The 16,430-nt window shown below is 68.9% G+C and carries 11 protein-coding genes; 8 read left to right on the plus strand and 3 right to left on the minus strand.

Going from position 1 to position 16,430, the window contains the following annotated elements; all coding sequences use genetic code 11:
* Nucleotides 1–200 precede the first annotated feature (200 nt).
* Complete coding sequence (gene wecC, locus ACH9EU_RS05385) at nt 201–1,511, plus strand: UDP-N-acetyl-D-mannosamine dehydrogenase (RefSeq protein WP_396412914.1); 1,311 nt, start codon at nt 201–203, stop codon at nt 1,509–1,511.
* Nucleotides 1,512–1,614: 103 nt separating this feature from the next.
* Here the strand turns inward: wecC and ACH9EU_RS05390 are convergent, their stop codons facing one another.
* A complete protein-coding gene (locus tag ACH9EU_RS05390; RefSeq protein WP_396412915.1) occupies nt 1,615–1,974 on the minus strand; it encodes a hypothetical protein in 360 nt (119 codons plus the stop codon).
* A 144-nt stretch (nt 1,975–2,118) separates the two neighbouring features.
* On the opposite strand from ACH9EU_RS05390, the gene ACH9EU_RS05395 reads away from it, so the two are divergent.
* Genes ACH9EU_RS05395 through ACH9EU_RS05425 form a run of 7 tightly spaced genes read left to right on the plus strand, consistent with a single transcriptional unit; the run spans nt 2,119 to nt 14,357 of the window.
* Nucleotides 2,119–6,216: a glycosyltransferase gene (locus ACH9EU_RS05395; RefSeq protein WP_396412916.1), complete on the plus strand. Its 4,098-nt coding sequence runs from the start codon at nt 2,119–2,121 to the stop codon at nt 6,214–6,216.
* On the plus strand, nt 6,213–6,569 hold the full coding sequence (locus tag ACH9EU_RS05400) for a hypothetical protein (RefSeq protein ID WP_396412917.1): 357 nt from the start codon (nt 6,213–6,215) through the stop codon (nt 6,567–6,569). Before ACH9EU_RS05395 ends, ACH9EU_RS05400 begins: the two co-directional genes overlap by 4 nt.
* The gene (locus ACH9EU_RS05405) at nt 6,566–9,280 is read left to right on the plus strand and encodes a glycosyltransferase (protein WP_396412918.1); all 2,715 of its coding nucleotides are present in this window, start codon (nt 6,566–6,568) and stop codon (nt 9,278–9,280) included. The genes ACH9EU_RS05400 and ACH9EU_RS05405 overlap by 4 nt, the downstream gene beginning before the upstream one ends.
* Nucleotides 9,277–10,434 (plus strand): hypothetical protein, encoded by a 1,158-nt coding sequence (locus ACH9EU_RS05410; RefSeq protein ID WP_396412919.1) that lies wholly within the window; start codon nt 9,277–9,279, stop codon nt 10,432–10,434. The genes ACH9EU_RS05405 and ACH9EU_RS05410 overlap by 4 nt, the downstream gene beginning before the upstream one ends.
* A gap of 46 nt (nt 10,435–10,480) precedes the next feature.
* Complete coding sequence (locus ACH9EU_RS05415) at nt 10,481–11,797, plus strand: hypothetical protein (RefSeq protein WP_396412920.1); 1,317 nt, start codon at nt 10,481–10,483, stop codon at nt 11,795–11,797.
* Nucleotides 11,794–13,551, plus strand: a complete 1,758-nt coding sequence (locus tag ACH9EU_RS05420; protein ID WP_396412921.1) for a heparinase II/III family protein — start codon at nt 11,794–11,796, stop codon at nt 13,549–13,551. Before ACH9EU_RS05415 ends, ACH9EU_RS05420 begins: the two co-directional genes overlap by 4 nt.
* Nucleotides 13,548–14,357, plus strand: coding sequence for a polysaccharide pyruvyl transferase family protein (locus ACH9EU_RS05425; protein WP_396412922.1), 810 nt, complete (start codon nt 13,548–13,550; stop codon nt 14,355–14,357). The genes ACH9EU_RS05420 and ACH9EU_RS05425 overlap by 4 nt, the downstream gene beginning before the upstream one ends.
* A 53-nt stretch (nt 14,358–14,410) precedes the next feature.
* On the opposite strand, the gene ACH9EU_RS05430 is transcribed toward ACH9EU_RS05425, so the two are convergent.
* Both ACH9EU_RS05430 and wecB read right to left on the minus strand, forming a co-directional pair.
* Nucleotides 14,411–15,241: a hypothetical protein gene (locus ACH9EU_RS05430; protein WP_396412923.1), complete on the minus strand. Its 831-nt coding sequence runs from the start codon at nt 15,239–15,241 to the stop codon at nt 14,411–14,413.
* An 18-nt stretch (nt 15,242–15,259) separates the two neighbouring features.
* Nucleotides 15,260–16,417: a non-hydrolyzing UDP-N-acetylglucosamine 2-epimerase gene (wecB, locus tag ACH9EU_RS05435; protein ID WP_396412924.1), complete on the minus strand. Its 1,158-nt coding sequence runs from the start codon at nt 16,415–16,417 to the stop codon at nt 15,260–15,262.
* Nucleotides 16,418–16,430 lie beyond the last annotated feature (13 nt).

Genomic DNA, 16,430 nt, shown 5'->3' on the forward strand with positions numbered 1-16,430 from the left:
CCGGGGCTCGGGGGGACACACCTGGTCGGTGAGCGATGCGTCGGTGCTGGCCAGCGGATGTATCGTCATGTTCGGAGAGAGCCTTCCGCACGTCAGCGTATGATTTCCACAGCAGATGTCCCTGCATCGGCCTACATGCCCCCACCCCGCTGGCCCCCACTGACCATCCCCAGCCCCCGACCCCCCACAGGAAGTACGCCATGTCTGAACAGCAGAACGTCGTCGTCGTCGGGCTGGGCTACATCGGCCTGCCCACCGCCGTGGTGCTGGCCAACTACGGGTCCCGGGTCGTGGGCGTGGACATCAACGAGACGAACGTGGCCCAGATCAACCGCGGGGAGATCCCCTTCGTGGAGCCGGGCCTCGAGGAGCAGCTCGCCCGCGTGGTGGCCGAAGGAACCCTCACCGCGACCACGCAGATGCCCCACGGGGACGCCTATGTCGTGGCCGTGCCCACGCCGTTCACGGACAACTACGAGGGAGATCTCTCCTACGTGCGGGCGGCCTCGCGCAGCATCGCCCCGCAGCTGCGCGGTGACGAGCTGATCATCCTCGAGTCGACGTCCCCGCCGCAGACCACCCGGAAGATGGCCGAGCACCTCATCGAGCTGCGCCCGGACCTGTCCCTGGACGGGTCCGACGGGAAGCCGGCGATCCACGTGGCGCACTGCCCCGAGCGGGTGCTTCCGGGGAAGGTGATGGAGGAGCTGATCACCAACGACCGCATCATCGGGGGCATGACGCCCGAGGCGACCCGGCGGGCGAAGGCGCTGTACGCGACGTTCTGCGTGGGTGAGCTGCTGGAGACCGACGACGTCACCGCCGAGATGGCCAAGCTCACCGAGAACTCCTTCCGGGACGTCAACATCGCCTTCGCCAACGAGCTGTCCCTGATCGCCGACCGGCTGGGCATCGACGTGTGGGAGCTCATTGAGCTCGCCAACCACCACCCGCGGGTCAACATCCTGAAACCCGGACCGGGCGTGGGCGGGCACTGCATCGCGGTGGACCCGTGGTTCATCGTCTCCTCCGCCCCGGAGGAGTCCCGGCTGATCCGCACCGCCCGGGAGGTCAACGACTCCAAGCCCGACTGGGTCGTGGCCAAGGTCGAGGAGGCCATCGCCGGGATGGACGTCCCCGTGGTGGCCGCGCTGGGCCTGGCGTTCAAGCCCGACATCGACGACCTGCGGGAGTCCCCGGCCGTGGAGGTCACCCGGCGGCTGGCCCGCGACATCCCGCACGGGACCATCCTGGCCGTGGAGCCGCACGTGGCGGAGCTGCCGCCGGCCCTGCAGGGTCTGAAGAACGTGCGCTTCGCCGAGGTGCTGGACGCCATCAAGCACGCAGATGTGGTCGTGCTGCTCGTGGACCACCAGAACTTCACGAGACTGCCCAAGGGCATCCTCGACGGTAAGACCGTCGTGGACACCAAAGGCCTGTGGCGCCAGGCCCGGTTGCCCGTTCCCAGCACGCACACCAGCACCCTGCCGGCCGTGGCCACCACCCGCTGACCGAATCGCACGACACCGGTGCATCCTGCCCCGGTCCGTGCCCCCGCCTTTCCTCAGGAGTTCTGACCGAATGTATGCCGACGAACGTCGTGACCCTCTGCACCTACGGAGACAGCTGCTCGGCCACGTCGCGGCCGACGCTGAACTGACGTACCGGCGGCTGGAGGCGGCGAGGGCCGGGGAGAAGAAGTGGCGGGCGCAGGCCGCGGGCCTCGGGCGGGACATGGATCGACAGACAAAGAAGGCGCGAGCGCATGCTCGCGCCGAGAAGGAGTTGTCCGCGCGTGTCGGCGATCTCCAGGCGGAGATCGATCGGCTGTCCCGGGATCTCGATGACGCCCGGACCGAGAGGCAGCAGCTCGCGGACCGAGTCCGCGAGCTGGAACGGACCCCAAGCTCTCGCTTTCGACGTGTTCGGCACGATAGTGCGAAGTTTGCCCCCGGCCCGAGCGTCGCCGACCATGTCGCTGCGCGAGGCAGTGGGGCGTCGACGCTCAGCGAGGAACGGTCGGAGGGGGAGCGGCACGACGTGGCGGCGACGCCTTCGCTCCCGAAGTCGTCACCGGCGGCCGAGGTCGTCGGGCTCTCCGCACGTCGACTGTCCGACATGGCCCTCGATGAACTACTGGAGGTGCTCCGTGCCGACGCGACATCGGAGTCCCTTGCTGCCTGCGTCAACCGGCTCTGGTACCAGCACGGCGCCATCGGCCGGGCCCTTGAGCTGATCGACGCCCACCCCGACCTCGTCGACGGCATGACGAGCACGCAGCGGCAGTTCGCGGACCGGATCCGGGGCACGGACGCACTGCGCACCGAGTGCCACCGGCTCGTGCCGCCCCGGGCGCCCGGGCCCGCCTACCTGGCCGAGCGTCGTCGCGTGCTCTACTGCGCCTACTCCACTCCCGTGTACCACTCCAACGGATACTCTGTCCGGACCCAGGGGATCGTCTCGGGCATGCGGCAGGCCGGGATCGACGTCTCGGTGGTCGGCCGCTCCGGCTATCCGTGGGACGTCACCACCGAGGCGGTGAAGCCCCGGCCCCGGCGCTGGGTCACCGAGGTGGACGGGGTCGAGTACACCCACCTGCCCGAGGGGAGCCTCGGCACCGACGCCCCGGACGACTACGTACTCGTGGCCGCGGACGGGTTCGTCCGTGAGGCCCGGCTGCGCCGCCCTTCGGTGCTGCATGCTGCGTCCAACTACCTCAACGGCCTGCCCGCCCTGATCGCCGCACGCCGCCTCGGCTTGCCCTTCGTCTACGAGGTCCGGGGCTTGTGGGAGGTCACCGAGGCCTCCGCCAAGGAGGACTGGGCAGGCACGGAACGTTACGCGGCCCAGGCCGAGATGGAGACATTCGTGTGCCAGGAGGCGGACGCCGTCCTGGCCATCACCCAGGAGGTGAAGGACGAACTCGTCCGCCGGGGCGTGGCCGCGGAGAAGATCGAACTCCTGCCCAACGGAGTGGACCCGCTGGCCATCCAGCCCCTGCCCGCAGACACGGAGTACCGCAAGAACCTGGGCCTGCGGGAGGACGTCCCGGTGATCGGTTTCGCCGGCTCCCTCGTGGCCTACGAGGGTCTCGAGGTCATGCTCCAGGCGGCCCGCATCCTGCGCGGGCGCAAGGTCGGCTTCCAGATCGCGATCGCCGGCAAGGGCGGCGTCTACAACCGGCTCAAAGAGTACAAGGAGAAGCAGAACCTCGGCCGTCACGTGCGCTTCGTGGGGCGGCGCCCGTCCGAGGAGATGCCTCGTCTGCTCAGTTGCTTCGACATCGTGTGCTGCCCTCGGCGATCCCTGCCCGTCACCGAGATGGTCTCCCCGCTCAAGCCCCTGGAGGCCTTCGCCGCAGCCAAGCCCGTGGTGCTCTCGGACGTGGCCCCCCACCGGGCCATCGTGGGGGAGCACGGTGAACGTGGCATCCTGGCCGCTCCGGACAGCCCCCGAGCCCTGGCCGACGCTCTGCAGCAGCTCATCGAGGACCCCGAGCGCCGCGCAGCCATGGGCCGCGCAGGGCGGCTGTGGACCGTGGACGAACGCAACTGGCGATTCCTGGGCGAGTCCGTCCGGGACGTCTACCGCCGCGTCGTGGCCGAGCGGGAGGTCATTGCCGGCCGGCCGGAGGGCAAACTGCGGATCGGGCTGATCGCGGACGAGTTCACCACCGAGACCCTGCGCCGGTCGGCCACGGTTGTATCCCTGGACGGCGAGCGGTTCGAGGAACAGCTGCGCTCCGAGCGGCTGGACCTCCTCTTCGTGGAGTCGGCGTGGAACGGCAACGGCGGCCAGTGGCACCGCGCCGTCGGCTGGTACTCGGATGAGGAGGACGCACGGATCGCCCGGGTGCTGGAGGTCTGCGGCGAACTCGGCGTGCCCACGGTCTTCTGGAACAAGGAGGACCCCGTCCACTTCGAGCGGTTCAAGCGCACGGCCGTGCGGTGTGACCACGTCCTCACCACCGACGCCGACATGATCCGGCCCTACCTGGCCACCGCCCGGACCACCGAGGGTGGTCGCGCCGTGACCGCGTCCTCCCTGCCCTTCTACGCGCAGCCCGCGATTCACAACCCCCTACCCGGCCGCCGCCCGGTGGAGCCGACCATCGCCTACGCCGGCACCTACTACGGTGAGCGCTACGCGGACCGCTCCGCGCAGTTGGCGAATCTGCTGCGCGCGGCCCGCAAGCACGGCCTCGCGGTGTACGACCGACAGCTCGCAATGCCGGACTCGCCCTACCGGTTCCCGGACGATTTCCAGGCCGACGTGCGAGGCGCTCTGCCCTACCACGAGGTGATCGACAGCTACAAGGCGCACACGGCGAACCTCAACGTCAACTCCGTGGCCTACTCGCCGACGATGTTCTCCCGGCGCGTGGTGGAGATCGCCGCGTGCGGCGGTGTGGTGCTCTCGGCCTGGGGACGCGGCGTGAGCGAGACCTTCGACGGCGTGATCCCCTCCACGAACAACGAGGACTACTGGGACGCGCTGCTCGGCGCCTGGAGCAGGGATCCTGACGAGCGCCTCGCCGAGGCGTGGCTGCAGATGCGCGCCGTCCACCGTGCCCACACCGTGGACACGGCGCTGACGATCCTGGCCCGCACCGCGGGTCTCGCGGTGACCGGGCCGCGGCTGCCGTCCTACGGGCTGGAGCTCGACCCTTCCGAGACCGGCGCCCGGGACGCCGTCGCGGCCCAGTCGGTGCTCCCGCGGGCCGTGCTGCTGACGGATGCGGACCCCGACGGCTCCGCAGCCCGGGACCTTCGCGACGCCGGTGTCCCTCTCGTCGTGGGACCGGGCGAGGCCCGCCCCCAGGACGTGGCGTGGTGGGGGCGGGCGCGCGCAGGCCTGGCCCGCACGTGGGCCGAGGACCTGCTCACGGCCACCCGCTACGGTGACTGGGACCGGCTGCTGAGCCGCCCCCGGCGCGAGGACGAGACGGGGCAGCCGCTGGCCCTGCCGGTGGACGGAGCGGACACGGCCCACGCGGACCGGGACAACGGCCTGGTGCACGCGCGGGTATTGACCGCCCACGGGGACAACCGTGCCGCCGCGGCCGGTGCCGCCCCCGTGGCCGGCCTGCTCCTGGTCACCCCCGCACGGAGCTCCGCCACGACAGAGCACCCCACGGGCGAGCACGCCAGGACGTCGCGCGCCGTCGTTGCGCCGGACGCACCAGGGACCGTGCTCGTGGCCGGCCACGACCTCAAGTTCGCCCGCGCATGGCTGGAGCACCTGCGGGGGCAGGGCGCTACTCTCCTGCTCGACGAGTGGGAGGACCACGCCCGCCACGACGAGGAGCGCTCCCGGGAGCTGCTGGATCGGGCGGACACCGTCTTCTGCGAGTGGGGCCTGGGCAACGCCGTCTGGTACGCCCAGCACGTCCGTCCTGGGCAGCGCCTCGTGGTCCGGGTGCACGCCCAGGAGCTGAGACGCCCCTACCTGCGCCGCATCGACCACCACAAGGTCTCCGCGTACGTGTTCGTGGGCGAGCTCATGCGGGACGCGGCCGTGCGCAGTCACCGAGTGCCGCGCGAGAAGACGGTCGTAGTGCCCAACTACGTCCTGGCCGACGAGCTGGACCTGCCGAAGGAGCCGGGCGCGGAGCACGTGCTCGGCATGGTCGGCATGGTTCCCCGGATCAAGCGTATCGACCTCGCGGCGCACCTCATGGAGCAGCTGCTCGAGCAGGACGACCGGTTCCGGCTGCGGGTCAAGGGCAAGCGCCCGGAGGACTACGCCTGGATGGCCCGCCGCGAGGACGAGATGGCGTTCTACCGCGCGGCCTACGAGCGCATCGGCCGTCTCAACGCGTCCCTGGGGGCCGAGGCCGTGGTCTTCGACGGCCACGGGGACGACATGGCGCAGTGGTACCGGGGCATCGGCACGGCGGTCTCCCTGAGCGACCTCGAGTCCTTCCACCTCACTCTCCCGGACGGCGCCGCCTCCGGGGCCGCCCCGATCTCCCTCGCCTGGCCGGGGGCGGACTTGATCTACCCCCGCGAGTGGCTCGTCGCGTCCGTGCCGGAGATGGCACAGCGCATCGCCGCCCTCGCCGAGGATCCCGCCGCCCGGGCCTCTTTCACCGACCGCGCCCGCGACCTCGCACGCGCCGCCTTCGACCGCCCCGCGGTCTTCAGCCGGCTCGACGACGTCCTCACGGGACGCCCGGCCGAGTCCGACGGATCAACGATCAGGGAGCTCCGATGACCGAGCACGAACCGCCGGCCGGCAAGAGACGGCTCCCGGACGTGGCCGACGTCCTCGAGGGGCAGGCCGCGGAGCTGGTGGCACTGCACGGGGAGCTGATCAGGTCCTACGAGAAGGAGCTGGCGTTCTTCACGAACCTCGAGAAGCGGGACCGCGAGGCCCGGAAGCAGGACAACGCCCGCCTGAAGAAGATCTGGTGGCTGGAGGCCGAGCTGCGCAAGCGCCAGGAGGAGATCGGGAAACTGCAGGGGGAGCTGGAGCGGACCCGCGGCGCCCTGCGGAACCTGCAGAACTCGGCCATGGGCCGGGTGCAGCGCTCGTACTGGAAGATGCGGCAAGGAGCACGGCGATGAGCCCCCTGAACAAGGACGGGGTCCGGCTCCGCAAGACCCGGGTGCGGGACCGACTGCAGCAGCTACGGGAGCGCGAGAGCGCCGTGTCCCAGGACCGGGGCTACTACCGTTCCGCCTACTTCCGCGCCCAGCTCGCCGACCACCCGGACACCGTCCGCTGGACGCGCGCCCGCACCCCGGAGGACTACACCGCCCGGCTCGCCGAGGTGTTGCGCACGGAGCTCGTGGACGAGCTCGTGGCCCAGGCGCGCACCCTCCCCGTGCACCTCGGTTCACGCAGCCTTCGCCCCCACCCGTCCCGTGTGGCGGTCATCGCCGACCCGTTCCTCTGGTCCACGTTCGAGGGCACGGCAGAGCTCACCTACCTCACGCCGGAGAACTTCCGGGACGTGGCACCGCACGTCGACCTCCTGCTCATCGCGTCCACGTGGCGCGGACGGTTCGAGGAGTGGCACGGCACGATCTCCGAGTCCGGGATCGTGCGCACCGAGGTGATCCCGCACTTCAGGTCACTGGGCGTGCCGGTCGCCTTCTACTCGAAGGAGGACCCGCCCAACTACACGCTCTTCCGATCCCTGGGCCGGGAGTCCGACTACGTGTTCACCTCGGCGGCCGAGAAGATCCCGGACTACCGTGCGGACTGCCCCGACGCCCGCGACGTGCGCTCCCTCACCTTCGGGGTGAACCCTCTCGTGCACAACCCCGTGGGCTCCCGGCGGGTCCGTCGCCCGGAGGTCCTCTTTGCCGGGTCTTGGCTGGACCACAAGTACCCCGCCCGAAAGACGGCCGCCATGCGCCTGTTCGACGGGGTGCTCGACGCCGGGCGGGACCTGCTCATCCTCGACCGCAACAGCCGGTTGGGGGACCCGAGGTACTTCTTCCCCGAGGGCTACCTCTCCTGCATCGGGCCGGGAGTCGACCACGCGGACCTCATGCGGATCCAGCGCATGACCGACGTCCACCTCAACCTCAACTCGGTCGTCTACAGCCCCACGATGTTCGCCAACCGCGCCGTGGAGCTGCAGGCGATGGGCGGGTTCGTGCTGTCCAACTACAACATGGCCGTCAACGACCTCTTCCCCGAGGTCCAGCTCGTGGACGACGCGGCGGAGGTTCCTCCCATCTTGGGCTCGATGCAGGGCGAGGAGCTCTACCGGAGCCAGATGAGCGGGCTGCGCCGGGTGTTCACCGACCACCTCGCCCACGACAGGATGGGGGAGATCCTCCGGACCGTCGGGCTGCCCACCGCCCCGACCCGGCCGCGCGTGGCGGTCACGGCCGAGGAGATCACCCCCGCAGTTCACGAGCTGGCGCAGCGGCAGTCCCTGGGAGGCATCCAGGTGCTCCGGAAGCAGGACCTGCGGCGGCGGCAGGCGCAGTTCGACGTCGTCGTCCCCGTTGATTCCCGGTACGAGTACGCCGGTCACTACGTCCAGGACCTCGTCAACGGCTTCGCATACGCGGACGTCGACTTCGTGGCCAAGAACGGCTACGAGCAGCCCGGACGGGTGGTATCGGTCGAGGACCACGAACCCGTGGGGCTGGCCCACGACCGCCACCGCAGCGCCCTGTGGGCGGACGGGCCTGCCCTCGAGCAGTACGTGGTCGGCGCCGAGATCACCGGTTCCGGCTACTCCGTGGACCCCTTCGGAGTGAACACCGCCCCCGCCACCGGCGTGACCGTGGCGGCCGCCGCCCCCGAGCTGACCGTGGTCGTTCCGGTGTACAACAACGGCCAGCACCTCGAGCACAAGTGCTTCCGCTCCCTGCAGCGCTCCACGGTCTTCGACCGGATGGAGATCCTGCTGATCGACGACGGCTCGACGGACGGCGCCACGGCCCGGGTTGTCGAGGAGCTCGCCGCCCGGCACCCCAACGTCCGGGCCCGGTTCAACGAGACCGGCGGCTCCGGCAGCGCGTCACGCCCCCGCAACCAGGGTCTGGCCATGGCCACCGCGCCGTACCTCACCTATCTGGATCCGGACAACGAGGCCGTCAACGACGGATTCCGGGTGCTGCTCGAACAGGCGCGTGACCTGAGGCTCCAGTTCGCCATCGGTGACATGCTCAAACTCTCGACCTGGAGGCGCTACGTGCACAACGCCCAGGTCCTCGACCCCGTCCTCGAGGAGGACCCGGTGGGGGGCAAGCTCGTGCCCGAGGACGTGCTCGAGCGCACAGGCTTCCAGCCCATGAGCATTCAGGCCCTCGTGGCGGACACCGCATGGCTGCGCGCCATCGGCCTGCACCAGCCCGTGGGAGCTCTCGGCCAGGACTCCATGGCGTTCCAACAGATGCTCACGCGTGCCCGGCGGATCGACACCGTCCGGATGCCCATCCACATCTACTACGGGGCCGTGGCGAACTCGATGGTCAACACCGTGGGTCCCGGTTTCTTCCGCAAGTACCTCCCGCTAGAGCGGGCCCGCTCCGCGTGGCTCCGCCAGGACGGGCTGTACGAGGCCTATTGCCGCACCCGGGCGGACGCCTACTTCCAGGGCTGGTTCGTCAACAAGTTCAACAAGCAGGTGGCCGCCCAGGACAGGGAGGAGTGCAAGGCGCTGCTGCTCGAGCTGGCGACCTTCTACGACATTCGTGTGGAGCAACAGGACTCGGCCGATCCGGACTCGCCGCTCGAGGTCATCGATCGTGTGGCCGGCGCGGATGGGCAGGCGTCCACCGAGGTGCTGGCCGGGGAGGCCCGCCCATGAGCGCCGGCACGGACCTGATGATCCTGGAGTCCATGTTCTGTGACAACGAGCAGGACCCCGAAGTGTTGGCCGAGTACTTCCGGCGGTTCGCACACACGCTGCGCAGCGTGCTGCGCCAGGAGCTCCCGGAGGACTTGGAGCTGCTGGTCACGATCTACATGTCCTCGGACAAGCGCCGGTGGATCGACCACGCCTGGTCGATCATCGACGAGACGGAGCTGCCGCCCCGCATGGTCGTCCGAATCTGGGAGTACGCGCATCCGCCCGAGGGCTACCCGGCAGGTCAGGGGGTGGACCGGCTGAAGAGTCCTAACAAGCACGCCCCGTATCGCGACCGCCTGTTCCAGGACGCACAACTGTACGTGGACCACTCCGTGTACCGGACCGTCATCCGCGTCGCCGTGGACGACGACGACCTGTGGTTGCCTCAGCACGCGGCCGAACTGCACAGGATCGCCAGTGAGGGACACCGGCTGTTCCCGGAGGCGAAGGTCCTCGCCCTGGGGCCCGTGAACTGTCTGGTCGGATACCTCACGCCGGACGGAGTGGAGGTGGACGTCGTCTCGCTCCGGCGAACCCTGACCGGGGACAAGTTCTACAGCGTCGAACATCCGAGCGTCCAGGACCTGGCCACGCTCTCGCCGTGGTCCGCGCCCGAGATCCTGGACGACGAGATGGCCGCGCGCCTGGCCGAGCGCGGCATCACCCTGCGCTACGTCAAGGGCAACCGGCCCGGTTTCGTCTATCTCCGGTGGGGACGCAACCTCTCCAACTATCGGAAGGACTTCCACGTGGCCCATACCTTCGGCACGTTCCGCACCGGGGGCGTGGACGAGCTTGCCGCCGTGGGCTCGGAGGCACTCCCGGAGGTCGAGCCGGAGCTCGAGTTCGGGACGTTCGGGCAGAACCTACTGGTACGCGCCGCCCGCGCCGCGGACGGCTCTGTCCGGTACAGCACGAACTTCGAGTCCCTCCGGTTGCCGGGGGCCGAGATCTGCTTCTACCTGCTGCAGGACGGGCGGAGGGTCGGGGTGCGCGCCTACGGGAGGACCGGCTCCGGCGTGTTCCCGGACGCGCCGGAGAACGCCACGGTGAAGGCGTTCGTCCGCAACGAGGGCGGCATCTTCCTCCGTGAGGAGTCCGCGCCCACATGACCGCACGCGGACGTTCCCGACCGCACCACCACGGAGACCAGGAAGCATGACACCCACGACTCTCGCCTCGCTCAGCGACCCCCAGGCCTGCCGGCACGACGCCCACAACGTGCCCGTCCACGACTGGGACAGCATCCGAGCCTTCGGGGACGCACCCGCGAAGCCCGACGGCCTCCACGTGATCCGGACGGATGACGGCGGCCATCTGGACGTCCTCACGTCCGGGAACCCGTTCCGGTCGGCGACCACCCCGGTCCTCGTGGTGTTCAACGGCGCAGTCACCCAGCGGGACCAGCGCCGCCCGCCGTTCCTGTCCGGCCGTGGCATCGCCCAGGAGACGGGGTGGCCCTTCGTGGCGATCTCGGACCCCTCGCTGGCCCACACCGAGGACCTATCCATTGCTTGGTACGTCGGCAGTCAGACGCACAACGCCCAGCGGGACATTTTCCGGGTCCTCCGCCCTCTGGCGCGCGCCCAGCGCAATCTGTGGTTGGTGGGTGGCTCGGCCGGCGGCTTCGCCGCACTGACGCTCGGGCACATGCTCGGCTCCGCCGCATCGGTATTCGTCTGGAACCCGCAGACGGACCTGCTCGAGTACTGGCCCGGGTACGTGCAGCACTACGTACGCAGCAGCTTCCCCGAGATCGCGGGCCGCATGGCACAACCCGACTGGAAGACGCATGCCCGCCAGGCATTCCGACGGCACAACCAGGTGCATTCGCTCCCGAGGGCGTTCCTGCCGCGCCAGCGTCCTCGGCGGCTGGTGTACCTGCAGAACCACGACGACTGGCACGTGGTCTCCCACTGCGTCCCCTACCTCCACGCCTTCGGCTACGTGCGGGTCGGGGACGGCCTTCACGCTCAGGACGACGAGCATGTGGTGTGGTTCCCGGAGATCGGTCACGGCCACCCTGCCCCTCACAAGGACGCCGTGGTGCGCGCTCTGCGGGCGGTCACCGATGACGACTGGACGGCGCGGCAGTCGGTGGAGTACCTGGACGCCACCGAGCTCTTTCCCCGTGTCTTCTGGTCGCCACAGACGCGCCCACGGGATCTTACGAACTGGGGGGCACGTGTGACGGGGCGGATTCGGATCGAGCAGGACAAACGACGCCTGGCCGTGCGCCTGCTCGGCTACCGCGAGCGTTTTGGCGGGATCGCCGCGGAGTTCGAGACGACGGTCGCAGGACGGCGGCGCCACGTGCAGCGCTACAGCGTGGGGTCCTACGAGTACATGGTGCCCGAGACGATCCCAGGCGAGGCCGAGGTGCTGGTCACCGTCCAGGACGGTTTCGGCAACGTCCTGAGAAGGGCGTCGTTCACTGTCCCTGCCCTGCCCGCCACCCAGGGGAGCACCGCATGAGCGCCGCCCGGACCGAGATCGCCGCCCAGCACATGCTCGGGGGGCTGTTCCGCGCGCGCGGGAACGACCGCCATGTCGCCGACGACCTGTTGAACGGCACCCTGCGTCTGGACAACCATCCTGCGGCAGCGATCGACCTCGCAGCCCCGGACTGGCACGCCAATCCCTTCCGTGACAACAATTGGCAGTTCAGCTACCACTCCCTGCGCTGGATCGACGTGCTGCGCCGAACCTACGACGCGACGGGGGAGCAGCAGTACCTGGACGCCTACACCGCGGTGGCGCGGTCCTGGCACGAGACCCACACCGCCGACCCGACCGCCAAGGTGTCGCGCTTCGCCTGGTACGACATGGGTGCGGGATTGCGGGTCCTCATCCTGGCGGGTGTCCTTCACACGATCGGGGAGGACGAGTGGATCGTGGACTGCATCGCAGAGCACGGCCGGCGGATGGCCCCCGAGGATTTCGGGCACCAGATCGGCAACCACATCATTCACATCCACAACGGCCTCATCACGGCCGGGCACATCATGGGCGAGCCGACATGGACGGAGATGGCCACCCACCGCCTCAAGAAGCTCCTGCTCGAGAACGTCGACCTCAAGGGCGTCGCGGACGACGGGGCGATCCAGTACCAGATCAACAACTACAACTGGTACAAGGAGGCGCTGGACCACGCGCGGGCGGCGGGCATCCACCACGGTCCGGAATTCGACCGGGTGGACCTGATGCCGGAGTTCCTGGCCCACGCCTTCCAGACCAACCGTGTTCTCGTGCAGTTCGGAGACTCGGACCGCACGGCGGTGCCGCGACTTTCCGTGCCGGTCCTCGACTACATCAACTCGAAGGGCGAGTCCGGACAACGACCCGACGAGTTGTACAAGGTCTACGAGCACGCCGGCTACGCATTCGGTCGTACCCACTGGGACGTCGAGGACATGACGGACGTACTCCATTACTCTCTGCGCTTCGGTCCCGCACAGAACGCGCACACGCACGCGCACCAGGACGGAGGCAGCGTCACGATCAACTACGGAGGCGTCGAGCTCCACCCGGAAGGAGGCCGGTACCGCTACGACACCCAACCGATGAGCATCTACTTCAAGTCGCAGAGCACCCACAACACGGTGACGTTCCTCGCGGACGAATTCGATCCGGACGCTCCCACCGACCTTGTGAGCTCGTGGAGCAGCGACCGGTACGAAACGACTGTGGTCCGGCGCGAGGAACGGCAAGGAAGTGTCTGGCAACGTGCCGTCGTGCACGACCGGCCCGGACGCGGCATCGTCGTGGCCGACCACGTCCGTCCCCACACTCATTCGGAAACCGTGCAGCTCTGGCAGCTGCCGGCGGGTGCCATAGTGCGGACCGACGACCGAAATGCGCTGATCTATCTGAGAGGCAAGCACCTTGCCACCTTGGCCGTGGCCGCTTCAGCCCCCCTCTATTTCGAGGTCGTCGAAGGGCGGCGCTCCGCAGACCACATCGAGGGGTGGCGCAGCGTCAAGTACGGAGAGTGTTTCGAGGCCCCCGTTCTGCGGATCGGGGTGCGTGCGGCAGAGGCTCTCATCGCCACGTCGATCCTGCCCAACCTGCCGAATTATCCCGGTGCAGTCCTCAACCGCGGGGAGCGCACGAGTGCCTCGAGTCTGTGCCTCGGTATCGAGCGCGCGGCTTCGTCAGCAACAGTACGGTTCCGCGTCGTCGATGGACTCCTGACGGCGAACATCGCTCAGGAGGGGGCAGGAGCATGACCACGTCCGTCTACGCTCACATGTCCTATGTCAACCGCGAGGACGGGAACCTCGGCGACAAGATGGGTTTCCACATCGCCGACTGGATGATCGGACCGAATGCGTACGAGCGCATCGGCATGCGCGACGCAAAGCGGATCGACGAGCACACCGTGGCTCTCGTCGGATCCGTGATCGCCGCCCTGGTCGACAAGAAGTGCCGGATCATCGGAGGGGGGCTCATCAACGGGAACTCCCGACGGTACGACCCCGATCTCGCCATCACGGGAGTCAGAGGCTTCCTGACCAAGGCGCTGATCCAACGTGACTCCCCGCACCACAGGCCCGAAGTGATCGGCGACCCGGGGCTCCTGGTGTCCGACATCGAACCGCTCCCGCATTGCAGGAGACCCGAGCCCCTGGGTTTCATCGTCCATGACGTGGACCGTGAGGCATTCGCACAGAAGTACCCCGACCACGTCCAGCACATCGTCGACAACTACGCCCCCCTCGAATCATTCGTCCGGCAGCTGAGCCGGTACCGGTCCATCGCCTCGACCAGCTTGCACGGATGCATCTTCAGCCATGCCTACGGGATCCCTGTCGCACCGTTCGTCCTGACTGACAAGGTGTACGGGGGGGATTTCAAGTTCGAGGACTACTACTCCTCGTACGGGCTCAACGTCTCACGTGCGACGCTCCGTGGAGACGTCGCGCGGATTGCCGCCGACATCGTGTCTGCTCCGCAGCCGGACATGTCGCAAGTCTTCGACCTGAAGATGAGGCAACGGGAACTCATATCCGCCGCGTTCATGCCCCAAGGCTGAACCTGATCCGGATCAAAGCGGTCGAATGGCGGCAAGCTCCCTGCGACCGTACTTCAGGAGCGGGCGAAGGCCTCATGAAGCAGATGCAACGTCCTGTCCTTCGACAACGGATTGTGCCCCGCACTCTTGTCGAAGTAGTGGTGCACCCTCACGTCGGCGCACAGCCGGGGGTTCTGCGCCACGAAGGCGTTGAACGTGGGAAGATCCTGCTTCCGGTCGTGTGTGGATGCCACATTCACGTGGTAGTCGATCCGGAGCGGACGCGCCCGTTTGGCCAGCAGGTTCAGGACGTTGGCGGTCAGCGGGTGCTTCTCCCGGATGTCGGCCGGTAGCATCCCGCCGAAACGGGCATGCCGCAGAGCGTTCACGCCGGTGGCCATCCACCGGGTCCAGTCGAACTGGGCGTTATTGATGATCGCACTGGCCCCCTCGTCGTCGGCGAGCAGTGCCAGCGCCATGAAGCCGCCGGCGGAGGACCCGAAGTAGGCCCTGTTCCGGGCCTCGCGCACACCGAGCTGGACCGCTAGGGCGCGCACCACCCGGCCGATGTAGAACGCCGCCCACTTGTCGGGGGACATCTGTCCCCACCCGAGGGAAAGGAAGTCCGGGGCTCCCGTGGCAGGGTCGTGGACGTAGATCTGGTGGTGGCGGATCTCGCGGCTCCACGTCGAGCGCTGGAACACCGGGGCCCCGGCGGCCCGTTCCTGGTCCACGGCGCCGTTGTTGAGCACGACCAGGCCCTCCGCGCCGCGGCGGGGCACCACGAGCAGGGAGATGGTGAAGTAGTCCGTCACCACGTCGAGCCGGTGGTGCTCGTCCGGCGTCAGCCGGCCGGCGTCGAAGCCGCGCAGGTCGGCGAGTGGGATGACGATGGTCTCTGCCATGAGCGTCCGGGACCGGGGTCAGCGCACTGCCGCGGCGCCGGCGAAGTCCTCGATCCGCTCGCCGAGGCCGAACATCTGCTCGATGGCGGCCAGGCTGCGGGCGGCGGCCCGGCCGTCGCCGTAGGGGTTCACGGCGTTGGCCATGGCCGCGTAGGCGTCCGGGTCGTTGAGCAGGGCGTCGACCTCGGCCACGATCCGCTCCTCGTCGGTGCCGATGAGCTTCACGGTGCCGGCGTCCACGGCCTCGGGACGCTCGGTGTTCTCGCGCATCACCAGCACGGGCTTGCCCAGCGACGGGGCCTCCTCCTGCACCCCGCCGGAGTCGGTGAGCACCACCTCGGCCACGGAGAGCATGCGGGTGAACTCCCCGTAGGCCAGCGGCTCGGTGACCACGACGTTGTCCTGACCCACGAGGGAGGGCAGCACCGCCTCGCGCACCACCGGGTTGCGGTGGGCCGGCAGCACGATGGTCAGCTCCGGCTCGGCCTCGGCGATCCGGGCCAGGGCCCGTCCGACCCCGCGCATGGCCTCGCCCTGGTTCTCCCGCCGGTGGGTGGTCACCAGCAGGACCTTGCGCCCGGAATCGGCGATCTGCTCGAGCACAGGATCGGTGAACGGCAGTTGCTTGGCCACGGTGTGCAGCAGGGCGTCGATGACGGTGTTGCCGGTCACCACCACGTCCTCCTCGGCGATGGCCTCCCGCAGGAGGTTCTCCTTGGAGGTGGCCGTGGGCGCAAGGTGCAGGGAGGTGATCTGGGAGGTCAGCTTCCGGTTGGCCTCCTCGGGGAACGGGGAGAGGAGGTTGAAGGAGCGCAGGCCAGCCTCGGCGTGGATCACCGGAATGCCCCGGTAGAACGCGGCGACGGCCGCGGCGGTCGACGTGGTGGTGTCGCCCTGGACGACGACGGCGTCCGGGGCGTTCTCGGCGAAGAGCGCCTCCAGGCCCTCGACCGTGCGGGTGAGGATCCCGTTGAGCGTCTGGCGCGGCTGGATGATGTTCAGGTCGTGGTCCGGGACGATCTCGAAGATCTCGTTGACCTGGTCCAGCATCTGTCGATGCTGCCCGGTGACCGTGACCACGCACTCGAAGTCCGGGGAGCCCTGCAGTGCCTTCACGATCGGCGCCATCTTGATGGCCTCCGGGCGTGTTCCGTAGATGGGCATGATCGTGGGCATGGGGGGGGAACCG

The sequence above is a fragment of the Kocuria rhizosphaerae genome (assembly GCF_044462265.1).
GTDB lineage: Bacteria > Actinomycetota > Actinomycetes > Actinomycetales > Micrococcaceae > Kocuria > Kocuria rhizosphaerae.

Bases quoted from the DNA above. Each gene is read 5' to 3' on its own strand.
- ACH9EU_RS05390 (WP_396412915.1), bottom strand. From the start codon at position 1,974: ATGGTCGGCGACGCTCGGGCCGGGGGCAAACTTCGCACTATCGTGCCG.
- wecB (WP_396412924.1), bottom strand. From the start codon at position 16,417: ATGCCCACGATCATGCCCATCTACGGAACACGCCCGGAGGCCATCAAG.
- ACH9EU_RS05430 (WP_396412923.1), bottom strand. From the start codon at position 15,241: ATGGCAGAGACCATCGTCATCCCACTCGCCGACCTGCGCGGCTTCGAC.
- ACH9EU_RS05405 (WP_396412918.1), top strand. From the start codon at position 6,566: ATGAGCCCCCTGAACAAGGACGGGGTCCGGCTCCGCAAGACCCGGGTG.
- ACH9EU_RS05410 (WP_396412919.1), top strand. From the start codon at position 9,277: ATGAGCGCCGGCACGGACCTGATGATCCTGGAGTCCATGTTCTGTGAC.
- ACH9EU_RS05400 (WP_396412917.1), top strand. From the start codon at position 6,213: ATGACCGAGCACGAACCGCCGGCCGGCAAGAGACGGCTCCCGGACGTG.
- ACH9EU_RS05425 (WP_396412922.1), top strand. From the start codon at position 13,548: ATGACCACGTCCGTCTACGCTCACATGTCCTATGTCAACCGCGAGGAC.
- ACH9EU_RS05415 (WP_396412920.1), top strand. From the start codon at position 10,481: ATGACACCCACGACTCTCGCCTCGCTCAGCGACCCCCAGGCCTGCCGG.
- wecC (WP_396412914.1), top strand. From the start codon at position 201: ATGTCTGAACAGCAGAACGTCGTCGTCGTCGGGCTGGGCTACATCGGC.
- ACH9EU_RS05395 (WP_396412916.1), top strand. From the start codon at position 2,119: ATGGCCCTCGATGAACTACTGGAGGTGCTCCGTGCCGACGCGACATCG.
- ACH9EU_RS05420 (WP_396412921.1), top strand. From the start codon at position 11,794: ATGAGCGCCGCCCGGACCGAGATCGCCGCCCAGCACATGCTCGGGGGG.